Raw genomic sequence first — 16,797 nt, 5'->3', positions numbered from 1 at the left:
TTCGCGTGCCGGGCCGTCTTCATGAGCCTGCACGGCGATCCGCCACGGTGCACGCGCGCCGCGGCGTCCCGTCGTACAAGACATCCCCCCGACGGGGGACGGCGATGGGACGCGGTGGGGGAGCGACTGGTTCCCTCGGCCGGTTTCAGTCCCCGTACTCGGACATCCCGTCGAGGAGGCGCGCGGACGCCGCCGGGACCGTGACGCCGTGGATCCGGGACGGCGGCACCGGCGTGCCCGCGGGGACCGAGGGCACCGCCCAGTGCGGGACCATGCGCGTGCAAGCACCACGCAATGTCTCCCAGGTCTCGACTCCCTGTTCGGAAGCCTGCCGCGCCGCGCTGTCCTGCGGAAAGAGGGTCATACCGGAACCGTATGCACCGCTGGGCGCAAGGAGAAAGACCTACTATCGGGTATTTTCAGCCGTTCATCGTTTCGGGCCCGACCGGATAGCGTTAACCGTCAACCGCCCACGCGACGTCCGTCACCGCCTTGACCACGAGGGCGGTACGCCGCCGCTACACGCCGCAGGAGCTTCCAGCCGTGCGTATCGCAGTCACCGGCTCCATCGCCACCGACCACCTGATGACCTTTCCCGGCCGCTTCGCCGACCAACTGGTCGCCGACCAACTGCACACGGTCTCCCTCTCGTTCCTCGTCGACGCCCTCGATGTCCGCCGCGGTGGCGTCGGTGCCAACATCTGCTTCGGCATGGGCCAGCTCGGCACCCGGCCCGTCCTGGTCGGTGCCGCGGGCCCCGACTTCGACGAGTACCGCGCCTGGCTCGACCGGCACAACGTGGACACCGAGTCGGTGCGCATCTCCGAGACGCTGCACACCGCCCGCTTCGTCTGCACCACGGACGCCGACCACAACCAGATCGGCTCCTTCTACACCGGCGCCATGAGCGAGGCCCGTCTCATCGAGCTCAAGACCGTCGCCGACCGCGTGGGCGGCCTCGACCTCGTCCTGATCGGCGCCGACGACCCCGAGGCGATGCTGCGCCACACCGAGGAGTGCCGCAGCCGGGGCATCCCCTTCGCCGCGGACTTCTCCCAGCAGATCGCCCGCATGAACGGCGACGAGATCCGCACCCTCATGGACGGCGCGACGTACCTCTTCTCCAACGAGTACGAGAAGGGGCTCATCGAGTCCAAGACCGGCTGGTCCGACGCGGAGATCCTGGGCAAGGTCGGCCACCGCGTGACCACCCTCGGTGCGAAGGGCGTCCGCATCGAGACCGCCGGGCAGGACCCGATCGAGGTCGGCGTGCCGCAGGAGGAGGCCAAGGTCGAGCCCACGGGCGTGGGCGACGCCTTCCGCGCCGGGTTCCTCTCCGGGCTCATCTGGGGCGTGTCGCACGAGCGGGCGGCGCAGGTGGGCTGCATGCTCGCGACGCTGGTCATCGAGACGACCGGCACGCAGGAGTACGAGCTGCGGCGCAGCCAGTTCATGGACCGCTTCGCCGTGGCCTACGGCGAAGCCGCCGCCACCGAGGTCCGAGCCCACCTGTCCTGACCCCCGGGGTGTGCCCCGCCGCCGCTGCGGCGGGGTTCTCCCATCTGCCCACCCGTTCCGGCCCGGCCGAGGCCATCCAGCCCGTCCGGCGTTTGAGGACGAGGCGCGGAGCGCCGATGGGAGGGCGGGCGGGTGGGGGGAGAGCCTCAGGCGCGGCGGCGGACCACGTAGGCCGTGCCGAGCCCCCGCGGCTCGGCGCCCACGTACTCCTGCCCCTGCGTCCAGCACCACGCGGGAATGTCCACCGCGGCCACCTCGTCATCCGCAAGCACGGTCACCGTCCCCCCGACCCGCACCCGCGGCAGCGCCTTCGCCAGCTCGATGACGGGGTGCGGGCACCGCTCGCCCAGGGCGTCGACCGTGAGCTCGTCGAGCGCCCCGTCCGCCGCGGCGGCGGACGGCGGCGCGCCCAGCTTCGCGCGGACCCGGGCGACAGCGTCCGGCAGCACCTCCAGGAAGCGCTCGACGTCCGCGTCGGCCGTGCCGAGGGGGAGCGACACCCGGACGTTGCCCTCGCTGAGCACCCCCATCGCCTTGAGGACATGGCTCGGGGTCAGCGTGCTGCTGGTGCAGGAGGAGCCGGAGGAGACGGAGAACCCGGCCAGGTCCAGCTCGTGCAGGAGCGACTCCCCGTCGACGTAGAGACAGGAGAAGGTGACCAGGTGCGGAAGGCGCCGCACGGGGTCGCCGACGACCTGCACGTCCGGCACGAGCGCGGGCACCCGGGCCCGGATCCGCTCGGTCAGCTCCCGCAGCCGGACCTCCTCGGCCGCCGCCTCGGCCCGTACGGCCCGCAGCGCCGCGGCCGCCGCCACGATCGCCGGGATGTTCTCGAACCCGGCCGCCCGGCCCGACTCCCGCTCGTCGACCGGTCCTTGGGGCGCGAACCGCACGCCTTTGCGGACCACGAGGAATCCGACGCCGGCCGGGCCGCCCCATTTGTGGGCGCTCGCCGCGAGGAGCGACCAGTCGCCCGCCACCGGGCCCCACGCCAGTGACTGTGCCGCGTCCACGAGCAGCGGCACCCCGGCGGCCCGGCACGCCGCCGCGACCTCGGCCACCGGCTGACGGGTGCCGACCTCGTGGTTGGCGGACTGCAGACAGGCGAGCGCGGTGTCGTCCCGGAGCGCGGCCGCGTACGCCGGGACGTCCACCGCCCCGCCCCGGTCCACGCCCACCTCGGTCACCGTGCCGCCCGCCCGCTCGTGTGCCGCGGCCGAATGGAGTACGGCGGAGTGCTCCACCGCGGACACCACCAGATGCCGCCCCGCCCGGCGCCGCCCGGCGAGGGCACCCGCGACGCCGTCGTACAGCGCCCGCGTCCCGGACGTGGTGAACACCAGCTCGTCCGGGCGGCACCCCACGGCCTCGGCCGCCGCCTCCCGCGCCGCGTCAAGCAGGAGCCGCGCGCGCCGTCCTTCCCGGTACAACCGGGAGGGATCCGCCCACCCCTCGTCCAGCGCGGCCTGCAGGCCCTGGCGGGCGACGGGATGGAGGGGAGCGGACGAGGCCGCGTCGAAGTAGGACACGCGGCAACGCTAAGACCTCCGCTCGGGCGACGGTGTCCCGAGGCCCCGTCAGAACGCGGCCCCGGAGGGGCAACCGCCCCCCTTCGGAGTGACCCGCGGCGCGTTAGGCACCCTCCCCGCGCGACCCCAAATAGCGTCCAGTAGGGTTTGGTCCGCATAAACATCCAAACCCCTGCCCGACGCAGGGCGGCGACCGACCAGCGAGAAGGCCGCAGCCGAACAGCGCGGGCGAGACTCTCGGGAAGGCGCTACGTGAGTCCCAACGGCTCCGACCGCTCGCCGCGGCGCCCGATGCGGCGGAAGCTGCTGCAGGCACTGACTGCGGGCCTGGTCCTGGTAACCGCCACCGGTTGCACATACAAGGACTTTCCCCGCCTGGGTATGCCGACCCCGGTCACGGAGGAGGCTCCGCGGATCCTCTCCCTCTGGCAGGGCTCGTGGGCGGCTGCGCTCGCCACGGGCGTGCTGGTCTGGGGCCTGATCCTGTGGAGCGTCATCTTCCACCGGCGCAGTCGCACCAAGGTGGAGGTACCTCCGCAGACCCGCTACAACATGCCCATCGAGGCGCTGTACACGGTCGTCCCCCTCATCATCGTCTCGGTGCTGTTCTACTTCACCGCCCGTGACGAGTCCAAGCTCCTCGCGCTCGACGACAAGCCGGCCCACACCATCAACGTGGTCGGCTACCAGTGGAGCTGGGGCTTCAACTACATCGAGGACGTTCCGGGCTCCGACAAGGGCGACGCCAAGACGTCCAAGGACCTCGACGCCATTCCGGACCGCTTCCGCAAGGACTTCCCGGCGAACGCCGGCGGTGTCTACGAGGTCGGTACGCCGGGCGAGCGGAACCCCCAGAACGGCAACCCCGGTCCGACCCTCTGGCTCCCCAAGGGCGAGAAGGTCCGCTTCGTCCTGACTTCGCGTGACGTCATCCACTCCTTCTGGGTGGTGCCGTTCCTCATGAAGCAGGACGTCATTCCGGGCCACACCAACGCGTTCGAGGTGACTCCCAACAAGGAGGGCACCTTCATGGGCAAGTGCGCCGAGCTGTGCGGCGTCGACCACTCCCGGATGCTCTTCAACGTCAAGGTCGTCTCCCCCGAGCGCTACAAGAAGCACCTCGAAGACCTCGCGAAGAAGAACCAGACCGGTTACATCCCGGCCGGCATCGAGCAGACGGACCGCGAGAAGAACCGGGAGACGAACCAACTGTGAGCATCCTCAACGAACCTCAGGGTGCCGCGGCAGCAGACGACTCGTACGAGAATGAGCTGCCGGTACGGCGCAAGCAGCCGGGCAATGTCGTCATCAAGTGGTTGACCACCACTGACCACAAGACGATCGGCACGCTCTATCTGGTCACGTCGTTCGCGTTCTTCTGCATCGGCGGCGTCATGGCGCTCTTCATGCGCGCCGAGCTCGCCCGTCCCGGCACGCAGATCATGTCGAACGAGCAGTTCAACCAGGCGTTCACGATGCACGGCACGATCATGCTGCTGATGTTCGCGACGCCGCTGTTCGCGGGCTTCGCGAACTGGATCATGCCGCTCCAGATCGGCGCACCCGACGTCGCCTTCCCGCGGCTGAACATGTTCGCCTACTGGCTGTACCTGTTCGGCTCGCTCATCGCGGTCGGCGGCTTCCTCACGCCGAACGGCGCGGCCGACTTCGGCTGGTTCGCCTACAGCCCGCTGTCGGACGCGGTCCGCTCCCCGGGCATCGGCGCCGACATGTGGATCATGGGTCTGGCCTTCTCCGGCTTCGGCACGATCCTCGGCTCGGTCAACTTCATCACCACGATCATCTGCATGCGCGCCCCCGGCATGACGATGTTCCGCATGCCGATCTTCACCTGGAACGTGCTCCTGACCGGTGTTCTGGTCCTGCTCGCCTTCCCGGTCCTGGCGGCCGCGCTGTTCGCCCTGGAGGCGGACCGCAAGTTCGGTGCCCAGATCTTTGATCCGGCCAATGGCGGAGCCTTGCTCTGGCAACACCTCTTCTGGTTCTTCGGCCATCCAGAGGTGTACATCATCGCCCTGCCATTCTTCGGAATCATTTCCGAGGTCATTCCGGTCTTCTCGCGCAAGCCGATGTTCGGCTACATGGGTCTGGTCGGCGCGACCATCGCGATCGCCGGTCTGTCCGTGACGGTGTGGGCGCACCACATGTACGTCACCGGTGGCGTACTGCTCCCGTTCTTCTCCTTCATGACGTTCCTCATCGCCGTGCCAACCGGCGTGAAGTTCTTCAACTGGATCGGAACGATGTGGAAGGGGTCCTTGAGTTTCGAGACCCCGATGCTGTGGGCCGTCGGCTTCCTGATCACCTTCACCTTCGGTGGTCTGACCGGCGTCATCCTGGCCTCGCCGCCGATGGACTTCCACGTCTCCGACTCGTACTTCGTGGTCGCGCACTTCCACTACGTCATCTTCGGCACCGTGGTGTTCGCGATGTTCTCCGGCTTCCACTTCTGGTGGCCGAAGTTCACCGGCAAGATGCTCGACGAGCGGCTCGGCAAGATCACCTTCTGGACGCTCTTCATCGGCTTCCACGGCACGTTCCTCGTCCAGCACTGGCTGGGTGCCGAGGGCATGCCGCGCCGCTATGCGGACTACCTGGACGCCGACGGCTTCACCGCCCTGAACACGATCTCGACGATCGCCTCGTTCCTGCTCGGCCTGTCGATCCTGCCGTTCTTCTACAACGTCTGGAAGACCGCCAAGTACGGCAAGAAGGTCGAGGTCGACGACCCGTGGGGCTACGGCCGCTCGCTCGAGTGGGCGACGTCCTGCCCGCCGCCGCGGCACAACTTCCTCACGCTGCCGCGCATCCGTAGCGAATCCCCGGCGTTCGACCTGCACCACCCGGAGATCGCCGCACTCGACCAGCTCGAGAACGCCGGTCACGGCGAGAAGGCGCTCGCTGGCAACAAGGAGGCCGGCAAGTGAAGATCCAGGGCAAGATGTTCATCTGGCTGAGCGTCTTCGTACTGGCCATGGCGATCGTCTATGGCTGGTGGTCGAAGGAGCCCGCCGGTACCACCGCGCTCTTCCTGGCCTTCGGCCTGTGCATCATGATCGGCTACTACCTGGCCTTCACGGCCCGGCGAGTCGACGCCGCCGCACAGGACAACAAGGAAGCGGACGTCGCGGACGAGGCCGGCGAGGTGGGCTTCTTCAGCCCGCACAGCTGGCAGCCGCTGTCCCTGGCCGTCGGTGGCGCGCTCGCCTTCATGGGCGTCGTCTTCGGCTGGTGGCTGCTGTACTTCTCGGCCCCGATCATCCTGATCGGCCTGTGGGGCTGGGTCTTCGAGTACTACCGCGGCGAGAACCAGAACCAGTAGGGATCTCCCGTCGCGCCCCAGGGGCCCGGACACTCCGTCAGGAGCGTCCGGGCCCCTGGCCTTTCCCGCCGCCCTCCCGCGTCCGCCTTCCGGGTGAACCCTCGTACGGGTCACTCACCGCGCACGGCGTGTCGAACCTTCATACCGTGTGGTCATGAGCCACTCTCCGCGAACCCGCACGGTACTGAGCTGCACCCTCCTTGTGGTCGCCGTCGGCACGGTCACCACGGCCTGCGGGGCCGGCGGCCATCCGCTCTCGGCGAAGCCGTACGACGCGGCGAGCCAGATCGCCTTCAACGGCCCCGCGGGCAGCAGCGGGAAGGCCGACCCGGACAAGCCCCTCGAAGTCACCGCACAGGGCGAGGACGGGCGCATCACGGATGTCACGGCCACCGACCAGCAGGGCCGTTACGTGGCGGGTGAACTCTCCGCCGACGGCGCCCGCTGGCACAGCACCGTGCCCCTCGCGGCGGGCGCGCACTACACCGTCCGGGTGAGCACGGAGGACGACGAGGGCTCGCCCGGCCGCAAGGTCCTGGCCTTCGACACCGCCGCGGCCGCCAAGAAGCGGCAGCTGAAGGTCACCTTCGGCCCGGAGGCGGGCAAGTACGGCGTCGGCCAGCCGGTCACCGCGAAGCTCAGCGCCCCCGTCAAGGCCAAGGCGGCCAGGGCCGTCGTCGAGCGGGCGCTCAAGGTCCGCTCGCAGCCCGCGACGGAGGGCTCCTGGCACTGGGTGGACAGCAGGACGCTGCACTACCGCCCCAAGGAGTTCTGGCCCACCCACGCCACCATCCAGGCGCACAGCAACCTGGAGGGCGTGAAGGTCACCGACAAGCTGTGGGGCGCCGAGTCCAAGCCCCTGAAGCTCACCACCGGCGACAAGGTCGTGGCCGTCACGGACGCCGGCTCCCACTGGATGACGGTCTACCGCAACGGCGAGGAGATCAACTCCATCCCGGTGACCACCGGCAAGCCCGGCTACTCCACGCGCAACGGCATCAAGGTGGTGCTCGGCAAGGAGTACGTCGTACGGATGACCAGCGCCAGCATCGGCGCCTCGGACTTCTACGACAAAATGGTCTATTACGCGACGAGGGTGACGGACAGCGGCGAATATGTGCACGCCGCCCCCTGGTCGGTGGGCTCCCAGGGCTACGCCAACACCAGCCACGGCTGCACCGGCATGAGCACGGGCAACGCCGCCTGGTTCTACGAGACGGTCCGTCAGGGTGACATCGTCGAGGTCGTCAACAGCTACGGCGCCGACATGGACCACTTCGGCAACGGCTACGGCGACTGGAACGTCCCCTGGAAGACCTGGCGCAAGGGCAGCGCCCTCCTGGCGGACACCAAGGCGGGCCGCGCGGCGGTGGAGGCGACCCGCCTGCGCCCCCAGTCGGCCTAGGGGCACGCAGGGCGGGGGCGCGGCTCCTAGGCGCTCAGAGCGGCCCGGGAACGCAGCAGAGAGGCCAGGGCGGCGGCGAACTCCACCGGGTCGACCGGCAGGGTCACCGCCGCCTCGGCGCGGCTCCAGGTGGCCAGCCAGGCGTCCTGCGGGCGCCCCATGAGCAGCAGCACCGGCGGGGCCTGGAAGACCTCGTCCTTGATCTGGCGGCAGACGCCCATGCCGCCCGCGGGTGCGGCCTCGCCGTCGAGCACGCACACGTCGATGCCGCCGTGGTCGAGCTCCTTGAGGACCGCGGGCAGCGTCGCGCATTCGACGAAGCGGACCTCGGGGACGTCACTTGCGGGCCTGCGCCCGGCCGCGAGGCGGACCTGTTCGCGCGTGCTCGCGTCATCGCTGTAGATCAACACCGTGGCGGTCGGCTGCATGGTTCCTCCGCGTCGTCGAGGGATCTCGCGCGGATGCTACTCCTCCCGACACCCCGTCAACACCGGTTCGGACAGTGCCGCGATGGGCCATCCGGGCAGGACACACGCCGCAGACACTCCGAACGGCACCCCCCGGGGTGAGGGCGGGATAAGCGACCGACATAATGTCGGTCGTGGCGACAGCAACGACAGTAGACACCGGGCACGCGCACCCGCCGGTCAATCGACCGAACCTCACCAGCGTCGGAACCATCATCTGGCTGAGTTCCGAGCTGATGTTCTTCGCGGCCCTCTTCGCGATGTACTTCACCCTGCGATCGGTGACCGGTCCCGACCACTGGAAGGAAATGGCCGATGCCCTGAACTTCCCGTTCTCGGCGACCAACACCACGATCCTGGTGCTTTCCTCCCTCACCTGTCAGCTCGGCGTGTTCGCCGCCGAGCGCGGTGACGTGAAGAAGCTCCGGATGTGGTTCATCGTCACCTTCATCATGGGTGCGATCTTCATCGGCGGCCAGGTCTTCGAGTACACCGAGCTGGTCAAGCACGAGGGCCTTTCGCTCTCGTCGGACCCCTACGGCTCGGTCTTCTACCTGACCACCGGCTTCCACGGACTGCATGTGACGGGCGGTCTCATCGCCTTCCTGCTGGTCCTCGGCCGTACGTACGCGGCCAGGAGGTTCACCCACGAGCAGGCGACCGCCGCCATCGTCGTGTCCTACTACTGGCACTTCGTCGATGTCGTCTGGATCGGCCTCTTCGCCACGATCTACATGATCAAGTAGTCGGCGCCGGGAGCACGGCGGCCCAGTGCCGTCCGACGCGCCCGACGTACCGACACATTCCAGAAGCATCGACGCAGAAGATCCTGACACCGGGGTAATCCGTGAAAAAGCTCTCCGCACGACGACGCCATCCGCTGGCGGCGGTCGTCGTCCTACTCCTCGCGCTGGCGGCCACCGGGGGGCTGTACGCCGCGTTCGCCCCGGCGGACAAGGCGCAGGCCGACGAAACCGCTCAGTCCCTCGCCATTGACGAGGGCAAGAAGCTCTATGCCGTGGGCTGCTCCAGCTGCCACGGAACCGGCGGTCAGGGCGGCTCCGACGGCCCGAGCCTGGTCGGCGTCGGCGCCGCGGCTGTCGACTTCCAGGTCGGCACCGGCCGGATGCCGCTGCAGCAGCAGGGCGCCCAGGCGCCGAAGAAGAAGGTCATCTACAGCCAGGCCGAGATCGACCAGCTGGCCGCGTACGTGGCCTCGCTCGGTGCCGGCCCCTCCGTCCCGACCGAGAAGCAGGTCGACCCGAAGGGCGCCGACATCGCCAAGGGCGGCGAGCTGTTCCGCACCAACTGTGCCCAGTGCCACAACTTCACCGGTGAGGGTGGCGCGCTGACCCACGGCAAGTTCGCGCCGAGCCTCGAAGGCGTCAGCAAGAAGCACATCTACGAGGCCATGCAGACCGGCCCGCAGAACATGCCTTCCTTCCCCGACACGACGATGCCGGAGAAGAACAAGAAGGAAATCATCGCGTACATCGACGCGGTCAACAGCGAGAAGACCGAGAGCCCGGGCGGCCTCAAGCTGGGCGGTCTCGGACCGGTCAGCGAGGGTCTGTTCGCCTGGATCTTCGGCCTCGGCGCGCTGATCGCGGTCGCCGTGTGGGTCGCCGCCCGGACCGCAAAGGCCAAGAAGTCATGAGTAGCCAAGAAACCCCAGAAGAGAACCTGCCGAGCGAGCAGGAGTCCGCGCACGGCGCGGTGGCCGTAGCCGAGGACCCGTTCGCGGACCCGGGCCTGCCGCCGCACGAGCACCGCGTCCAGGACATCGACGAGAAGGCCGCCCGGCGCTCCGAGCGCACGGTCGCGATGCTCTTCACCATCTCGATGCTGGCGACCGTCGGCTTCATCGCCTCGTACGTGGCGTTCCCGGTCGACAAGAACGTCTACATCTGGCCGATCGGGCACATCAGCGCGCTGAACTTCGCGCTCGGCATGACCCTCGGCGTGGCGCTGTTCTGCATCGGCGCGGGCGCGGTCCACTGGGCCCGCACCCTGATGTCCGACGAAGAGGTCGCCGACGAGCGGCACGCGATCGAGGCCGAGCCGGACGTCAAGGCCAAGGTCATGGCGGACTTCGCGCAGGGCGCGAAGGAGTCCCAGCTCGGCCGGCGCAAGCTGATCCGCAACACCATGTTCGGCGCGCTGACCCTGGTTCCGCTGTCCGGCGTCGTCCTGCTGCGTGACCTCGGTCCGCTGCCGGAGGACAAGCTGCGGCACACCCTGTGGTCCAAGGGCAAGCTGCTCGTGAACATGAACACGAACGAGCCGCTGCGTCCCTCGGACGTGGCCGTCGGTTCGCTGACCTTCGCCAAGCCGGAAGGCCTGGAGGAGCACGACCACGACTTCCAGACCCAGATCGCCAAGGCCGCCCTGATGATCGTCCGGCTCCAGCCGGCCGACATCAAGGACAAGCGCGAGCTGGCGTGGTCGCACGAGGGCATCGTCGCGTACTCCAAGATCTGCACCCACGTGGGCTGCCCGATCTCCCTGTACGAGCAGCAGACGCACCACGTCCTCTGCCCGTGCCACCAGTCCACCTTCGACCTCTCCGACGGCGCCCGAGTCATCTTCGGCCCCGCCGGTCACGCCCTTCCGCAGCTGAAGATCGGCGTGAACGAGGAGGGCTACCTCGAGGCGCACGGCGACTTCGAAGAGCCCGTCGGTCCTGCCTTCTGGGAGCGCGGATGAGCACCGAGAACACCACGGCGACGGCCGCCCCCGCGGCCGACTCACGCAAGAAAGCACCCGCCGGCGAGCGGGTCGCGGACTGGGCCGACGGCCGCCTGGGGATCTACTCCCTGGCCAAGGCCAACATGCGCAAGATCTTCCCGGACCACTGGTCCTTCATGCTCGGTGAGATCTGCCTCTACAGCTTCATCATCATCATCCTCACGGGTGTGTATCTGACGCTGTTCTTCCACCCGTCGATGAACGAGGTGGAGTACCACGGCAGCTACGTGCCCCTGCAGGGCCAGCTGATGTCCGAGGCGTTCAACTCGACCATGCACATCTCCTTCGATGTGCGCGGTGGTCTGCTCATCCGGCAGATCCACCACTGGGCGGCGCTGATCTTCCTCGCCGGCATGTTCGTGCACATGATGCGCGTGTTCTTCACCGGCGCCTTCCGCAAGCCGCGTGAGGTCAACTGGCTGTTCGGCTTCCTGCTGTTCGTCCTCGGCATGTTCACCGGCTTCACCGGTTACTCGCTCCCCGACGACCTGCTCTCCGGCACCGGTGTCCGCTTCATGCAGGGCGCGGTCCTGTCCGTGCCGATCGTCGGTACGTACCTGTCGATGTTCCTGTTCGGCGGCGAGTTCCCCGGCGGCGACTTCGTGGCCCGCTTCTACTCGGTCCACATCCTGCTGCTGCCGGGCATCATGCTCGGCCTCGTGGTGGCGCACCTGATCCTGGTCTTCTACCACAAGCACACGCAGTTCGCGGGTCCCGGCAAGACCAACAAGAACGTCGTCGGCATGCCGCTGCTCCCGGTCTACATGGCCAAGGCCGGAGGCTTCTTCTTCCTGGTCTTCGGTGTCATCGCGGCCGTCGCGGCGATCGCCTCGATCAACCCGATCTGGGCGATCGGCCCGTACCGACCGGACCAGGTGTCCACCGGCGCCCAGCCCGACTGGTACATGGGCTTCGCCGAGGGTCTGATCCGTGTCATGCCGGGCTGGGAGATCAACCTCTGGGGCCACACGCTGGTCCTGGGCGTGTTCATCCCGCTGGTGATCTTCCCGCTGGTCCTCGCGGCCATCGCCGTCTACCCGTTCATCGAGTCCTGGGTCACCGGCGACAAGCGCGAGCACCACATCCTGGACCGCCCGCGCAACGCCCCGACGCGGACCGCGTTCGGCGTCGCCTGGATCACCGCGTACATGATCATGCTGGTCGGTGGTGGAAACGACCTGTGGGCCACGCACTTCCACCTGTCGATCAACTCGATCACCTGGTTCGTCCGGATCTTCTTCTTCGTCGGACCGGTCATCGCGTTCGTCGTCACCAAGCGGATCTGCCTGGGCCTCCAGCGCCGCGACAAGGACAAGGTGCTGCACGGACGCGAGTCCGGCATCATCAAGCGCCTGCCGCACGGTGAGTTCATCGAGGTGCACGAGCCGCTCGACCAGGACCAGCTGCACACCCTCACCGCGCACGAGCAGTACAAGCCGCTCGAGATCGGCGCGACGGTCGACGAGAACGGCGTCGAGCGCAAGGTGACGGGCTCGCAGAAGCTGCGGGCGAAGCTGTCCAAGGGCATGTACGGCGAGGACGGCCAGATCCCGAAGCCGACGGTCGACGAGTACAAGGAGATCACGAGCGGCCACGGTCACCACTGATCCCTTAGGTTCCGGACCGTTACGGTCGCCACGGCAAGAGCCCCGTCCAGCACCTGGACGGGGCTCTTCGCCGTCCGCGGGCTGGATAGGGTGGGGTCACCCCCAGAGGTGGGGACGGATCCCTCGATGAACTCAGGAGCGGCCATGAGCGCTGTGACCCCCGCAGGAGGCGACACCGCGGCGGCCCGTTCCTGGCCCGACGTGCTGAACGGCCTGCTCGACGGCCGCGACCAGAGCGCCGACGACACGGCCTGGGCGATGGACCGCATCATGCGCGGCGAGGCGACCGACGCGCAGATCGCGGGCTTCGCCGTCGCGCTGCGCGCCAAGGGGGAGACCGTCGAGGAGATCTCCGGTCTCGTCCGCGCCATGTACGCGCACGCGCACGTCATCGACGTGCCGGGCCCGAGCGTCGACATCGTCGGCACCGGCGGCGACGGCGCCAAGACCGTCAACATCTCCACCATGTCCGCGATCGTGGTCGCCGGGACGGGCGCGAAGGTCGTCAAGCACGGCAACCGGGCGGCGTCCAGCGCGTCCGGCGCCTCCGACGTCCTGGAGAAGCTCGGCGTCAATCTGGAGCTGACGCCGCAGCGGGTGCGCGAGGTCGCGGAGGAGGCCGGGATCACCTTCTGCTTCGCGGTGAAGTTCCACCCGGCGCTGCGGCACGTGGCGCCCGCGCGGCGCGAGCTGGGCATCCGCACCACGTTCAACTTCCTCGGCCCGCTGACCAACCCGGCGAAGGTCCGGGCCCAGGCCACCGGGGTCGCGGACGCGCGGATGGCGCCGATCCTCGCGGGCGTGCTCGCCGAGCGCGGTTCCTCCGCCCTGGTCTTCCGCGGCGACGACGGCCTGGACGAGCTCACCACCACGGCCACGTCCCGGGTGTGGGTGGTCCGCGACGGCGGCGTCCGCGAGGAGGCCTTCGACCCGCGCGACGTCGGCATCGACGTGGTGCCCGTCGAGGCGCTCCGGGGCGCCGACGCCTCGTACAACGCGGAGGTCGCGCGGCGGCTCCTGGACGGCGAGAGAGGCCCCGTGCGGGACGCGGTGCTGCTGAACGCGGCGGCCGCGCTCGTCGCCCTGGAGCCCGGCGAGGGCCCGCTCGCGGAGCGGATCCGCGCGGGCATGGCGAAGGCGGCCGACTCGATCGACTCGGGCGCCGCGCGGGCCGCCCTCGCGCGCTGGGTGACGGCCAGCAACCGCTGACCGCGAGCAGGGTGTGGCGCACACCGCAGTCCGGATCCTGGACTGCGGTGTTGCGCGTTGAAGATCGTGTGGCAAGATGCTGCGCAGGTCATGAGTGACAGCGACTACGGCCCCGGCCCGCTGTCCGGCAACCCTCCGTCCGTGGCGGGGTGCCCCGGGTGAAGACCAGGCGGTGAACAGCAAGGTTCACCGCAAGCGCGGACCCCTCGCGTCACCAGGGGTCCTGGTCGTCGAGGGAGCAGTCTCGTGAGCCAGCGAATGCGATAGGGCCGAAGGCCCCTCATCTCCTATCTCCTCATCACTTCTCCTGTGCCGTTGACCGGTCGCGTCGACCGCTGTCCGCACAGTGATCTCGCCTGCCTCTTACGGGAGTTCGCCATGCCTGCCTCCACCGCTGCCACCGCCACCGCCGCCGCTGCCGCCGAGTCCGCCGACCCCTGCTGCGCCGAGCCGCTGCCCGTGCTCGGCCGTGACGTGACCGTGCCCCTCGTCACCGGCGGCGAGGTGACGTACGCGGCGCTCGACTACGCGGCGAGCGCCCCGGCGCTGCAGCGGGTGTGGGACGACGTGGCCGCGTACGCGCCGTACTACGGCAGCGTGCACCGCGGCGCCGGATACCTGTCCCAGCTCTCGACCGACCTGTTCGAGAACGCCCGCAGGACGGTGGCCGAGTTCCTCGGGTGCCGCGAGGGCGATCAGGTGGTCTTCACCCGGTCCACCACGGACTCGCTGAACCTGCTCGCCGCCGCCCTGCCCGCCGACTGCCAGGTCTTCGTCTTCGAGACCGAGCACCACGCCTCGCTGCTTCCGTGGCGCGACGCGCGCGTCACGTACCTCAACGCCCCCCGTACGCCCGGCGACGCGGTGCGGAACCTGGAGCGCGCGCTCGCCGACCGGGACCCCTACGGGCCCGCCCTGGTGTGCGTGACCGGCGCCTCGAACGTCACCGGTGAGCTGTGGCCGGTGCGGGAGCTGGCCGCCGCCGCGCACGCGCACGGCGCCCGGATCGTCCTCGACGCCGCGCAGCTCGCGCCCCACCACCCCCTGGACATCGCGGAGTTGGACGTCGACTGGGTCGCCTTCTCCGGGCACAAGCTGTACGCGCCCTTCGGCTCCGGGGTGCTCGCGGGGCGAGCCGACTGGCTGCGTGCCGCCGAGCCCTACCTCGCCGGCGGCGGCGCCTCGCGCACGGTGACGCGGCGCACCGACGGGGGAGTGGACGTCGAGTGGCACGACACCGCCGCCCGGCACGAGGCCGGCTCGCCGAACGTGATCGGGGCCTACTCCATCGCCGCCGCCTGCAAGGCCCTGACCGAGGCCGGGTTCGACGCCCTGGTCGCGCGCGAGCGGCAGCTGATCCGGACGGTGCGCGAGGGGCTCGCCGAGGTCCCCGAGGTGCGGGTGCTCTCGCTGTTCGGCGACGACGCGCCCCGCGTCGGGGTCATCTCCTTCGTGGTCGACGGCTGGAACAGCTCGCACTTCGCCGCCGCGCTCTCCGCCGAGTACGGCATCGGTGTGCGCGACGGCCTGTTCTGCGCGCACCCGCTGGTGCGCACGCTCCTCGGCAGCGCGCCCGACGAGCCCGGCGAGTGCGGCGCCCCGGAGGCCGCGCCCGGCGAGCGGTCGCTGAACGCGATCCGCGTGAGCTTCGGCGCGGGCACCCCGGACGAGCACGTCGAGCGGTTCGTACGGGCCGTCAAGGAGCTGGTGAGCGACGGCGCGCGGTGGAGCTACCGCACCGAGGACGGGCGCTGCGTGCCCGACACCGACAGCGAGGCGACGGCCGCCTGACCCGGAAGGCGTGAGCCGAGCACGATCATCCGCAGGGCCCGCTCGGTGGCGTCGGTGAGGAACTCGGCCCCCCGGCCGAGCGCCTCCGTGAGCGTCACCGGGGCGGGCAGGATCGAGCTGTAGGCGTCCACGCCCGCGGCCCGCACCAGGTGCGCCCCGTCGCCGATGGTGCCCGCGAGGGCGAGCACCGGGCGGTCGAACAGCTTGGCGCGGCGGGCCACTTCGGCCGGGACCTTGCCGCGCGGCGTCTGCCGGTCGAGGGCGCCCTCCGCGGTGACGACGAGGTCGGCGCGGGCCAGGCGGGCGTCCAGGTCGAGGTGGTCGAGCAGGACGTCGAAGCGGGGAAGCAGCCGGGCGCCGAGCGCGGCGAGACCCGCGCCGAGGCCGCCGGAGGCGCCGGTGCCGGGGCCGTGGAACAGGTCGGTGGTCACCTTCAGATCGCGGGTGAGGACGTACGCCCAGCGCTCCAGGCCCGCGGCGAGCTCCTCGACCTGGGCCGGGGTCGCGCCCTTCTGCGGGCCGAAGACGCGGGCCACGCCCTGCTCGCCGCACAGGACGTTGTGCTGGTTGCAGGCGACGAGCAGCTCGGCCTCCGCGAGCCGCGGGTCGGCGCGGGAGGCGTCGACGTGGTGCAGGCGCGGCAGCTCCCGGCCGCCGCGCGGCAGTTCCCAGCCGTCCGCGTCCAGGAGGCGGACGCCGAGGGCCTGGAGCGCGCCCGCGCCGCCGTCCGACGTGCCCGAGTCGCCGCAGCCCACCAGGATGCGCCGGGCACCGGTGTCGAGCGCGGCGCGGATCAGCTCGCCCACGCCGTACGTCGTGGTGGCGCCGGGGTCGCGCAGCTCGCGCGGCACCAGGCGCAGGCCCGCGGCCGCCGCCATCTCCACCACGGCGGTGCCCGAGTCGAGGAGGGCGAAGTGGGTGCCGATGCGCTCGCCGACCGGGCCGGTGGCGGGCAGGGCGACGAGCCGCCCGCCGGTGGCCGCGGCGAGGCCCTGCGCGGTGCCCTCGCCGCCGTCCACGAGCGGGATCAGATCGACCTCGGCGGCGGGCAGGACGCGCCGGACGCCCTGCGCGATGGCCTCGGCGGCGGACTGGGCGGACAGGGATTCCTTGAAGCCGCTGGGGGCGACGGCGACACGGCGGATCGAGGACGGCGCGGGGGACGTGGTCGGCATGGGGC

General features: G+C 70.0%; 15 protein-coding genes and 1 riboswitch. Of the genes, 11 read left to right on the top strand and 4 right to left on the bottom strand.

Going from position 1 to position 16,797, the window contains the following annotated elements; translation table 11 throughout:
• Positions 1 to 145: 145 nt before the first annotated feature.
• Positions 146 to 364: a hypothetical protein gene (locus CP982_RS12585; RefSeq protein ID WP_150510602.1), complete on the bottom strand. Its 219-nt coding sequence runs from the start codon at positions 362 to 364 to the stop codon at positions 146 to 148.
• A gap of 179 nt (positions 365 to 543) precedes the next feature.
• Between CP982_RS12585 and CP982_RS12580 the strand changes: the two genes are divergently transcribed.
• Positions 544 to 1,518 carry a carbohydrate kinase family protein gene (locus tag CP982_RS12580; protein WP_150510601.1) on the top strand — a complete coding sequence of 325 codons (975 nt, stop codon included), beginning with the start codon at positions 544 to 546 and terminating at the stop codon, positions 1,516 to 1,518.
• Positions 1,519 to 1,664: 146 nt separating this feature from the next.
• Here the strand turns inward: CP982_RS12580 and CP982_RS12575 are convergent, their stop codons facing one another.
• Positions 1,665 to 3,047: a cysteine desulfurase/sulfurtransferase TusA family protein gene (locus tag CP982_RS12575; RefSeq protein WP_150510600.1), complete on the bottom strand. Its 1,383-nt coding sequence runs from the start codon at positions 3,045 to 3,047 to the stop codon at positions 1,665 to 1,667.
• 252 nt (positions 3,048 to 3,299) lie between these two features.
• On the opposite strand from CP982_RS12575, the gene ctaC reads away from it, so the two are divergent.
• From ctaC to CP982_RS12555, 4 genes are all read left to right on the top strand, one after another.
• On the top strand, positions 3,300 to 4,262 hold the full coding sequence (gene ctaC / locus CP982_RS12570) for an aa3-type cytochrome oxidase subunit II (protein WP_150510599.1): 963 nt from the start codon (positions 3,300 to 3,302) through the stop codon (positions 4,260 to 4,262).
• The gene (gene ctaD, locus CP982_RS12565) at positions 4,259 to 5,995 is read left to right on the top strand and encodes an aa3-type cytochrome oxidase subunit I (protein ID WP_144003013.1); all 1,737 of its coding nucleotides are present in this window, start codon (positions 4,259 to 4,261) and stop codon (positions 5,993 to 5,995) included. Before ctaC ends, ctaD begins: the two co-directional genes overlap by 4 nt.
• Positions 5,992 to 6,390: a cytochrome c oxidase subunit 4 gene (locus CP982_RS12560; RefSeq protein ID WP_030679536.1), complete on the top strand. Its 399-nt coding sequence runs from the start codon at positions 5,992 to 5,994 to the stop codon at positions 6,388 to 6,390. Before ctaD ends, CP982_RS12560 begins: the two co-directional genes overlap by 4 nt.
• 154 nt (positions 6,391 to 6,544) lie before the next feature.
• On the top strand, positions 6,545 to 7,795 hold the full coding sequence (locus CP982_RS12555; RefSeq protein WP_150510598.1) for a L,D-transpeptidase: 1,251 nt from the start codon (positions 6,545 to 6,547) through the stop codon (positions 7,793 to 7,795).
• A 26-nt stretch (positions 7,796 to 7,821) separates the two neighbouring features.
• Here the strand turns inward: CP982_RS12555 and CP982_RS12550 are convergent, their stop codons facing one another.
• Positions 7,822 to 8,223 carry a DNA-binding transcriptional response regulator gene (locus tag CP982_RS12550; RefSeq protein ID WP_030679529.1) on the bottom strand — a complete coding sequence of 134 codons (402 nt, stop codon included), beginning with the start codon at positions 8,221 to 8,223 and terminating at the stop codon, positions 7,822 to 7,824.
• A gap of 164 nt (positions 8,224 to 8,387) precedes the next feature.
• On the opposite strand from CP982_RS12550, the gene ctaE reads away from it, so the two are divergent.
• The 6 genes from ctaE (at position 8,388) to CP982_RS12520 (ending at position 15,617) form a co-directional block, all read left to right on the top strand.
• Entirely contained in the window at positions 8,388 to 9,008 is a 621-nt protein-coding gene (ctaE, locus tag CP982_RS12545; protein ID WP_138959294.1) for an aa3-type cytochrome oxidase subunit III, read from the top strand.
• A 101-nt stretch (positions 9,009 to 9,109) separates the two neighbouring features.
• Positions 9,110 to 9,919: a cytochrome bc1 complex diheme cytochrome c subunit gene (gene qcrC / locus CP982_RS12540; RefSeq protein ID WP_150510597.1), complete on the top strand. Its 810-nt coding sequence runs from the start codon at positions 9,110 to 9,112 to the stop codon at positions 9,917 to 9,919.
• Positions 9,916 to 10,968 carry a cytochrome bc1 complex Rieske iron-sulfur subunit gene (gene qcrA / locus CP982_RS12535; RefSeq protein WP_144003010.1) on the top strand — a complete coding sequence of 351 codons (1,053 nt, stop codon included), beginning with the start codon at positions 9,916 to 9,918 and terminating at the stop codon, positions 10,966 to 10,968. Before qcrC ends, qcrA begins: the two co-directional genes overlap by 4 nt.
• Positions 10,965 to 12,617, top strand: coding sequence for a cytochrome bc1 complex cytochrome b subunit (gene qcrB, locus CP982_RS12530; RefSeq protein WP_150510596.1), 1,653 nt, complete (start codon positions 10,965 to 10,967; stop codon positions 12,615 to 12,617). The genes qcrA and qcrB overlap by 4 nt, the downstream gene beginning before the upstream one ends.
• A 144-nt stretch (positions 12,618 to 12,761) precedes the next feature.
• Positions 12,762 to 13,826 carry an anthranilate phosphoribosyltransferase gene (gene trpD / locus CP982_RS12525; RefSeq protein WP_150510595.1) on the top strand — a complete coding sequence of 355 codons (1,065 nt, stop codon included), beginning with the start codon at positions 12,762 to 12,764 and terminating at the stop codon, positions 13,824 to 13,826.
• An 86-nt stretch (positions 13,827 to 13,912) separates the two neighbouring features.
• Positions 13,913 to 14,030: riboswitch (SAM riboswitch) on the top strand.
• Positions 14,031 to 14,204: 174 nt separating this feature from the next.
• Positions 14,205 to 15,617 carry an aminotransferase class V-fold PLP-dependent enzyme gene (locus tag CP982_RS12520; protein ID WP_229878921.1) on the top strand — a complete coding sequence of 471 codons (1,413 nt, stop codon included), beginning with the start codon at positions 14,205 to 14,207 and terminating at the stop codon, positions 15,615 to 15,617.
• Here CP982_RS12520 and CP982_RS12515 read toward each other — a convergent pair.
• The gene (locus tag CP982_RS12515) at positions 15,557 to 16,792 is read right to left on the bottom strand and encodes a glycerate kinase family protein (RefSeq protein ID WP_150510594.1); all 1,236 of its coding nucleotides are present in this window, start codon (positions 16,790 to 16,792) and stop codon (positions 15,557 to 15,559) included. The genes CP982_RS12520 and CP982_RS12515 overlap by 61 nt on opposite strands.
• Between the last annotated feature and the right edge of the window lie 5 nt (positions 16,793 to 16,797).

This window comes from Streptomyces spectabilis (assembly GCF_008704795.1).
Taxonomy (GTDB): domain Bacteria; phylum Actinomycetota; class Actinomycetes; order Streptomycetales; family Streptomycetaceae; genus Streptomyces; species Streptomyces spectabilis.
Note: the sequence above shows the minus strand (reverse complement) of the source record. Positions and strands in the feature narration are given on the sequence as shown.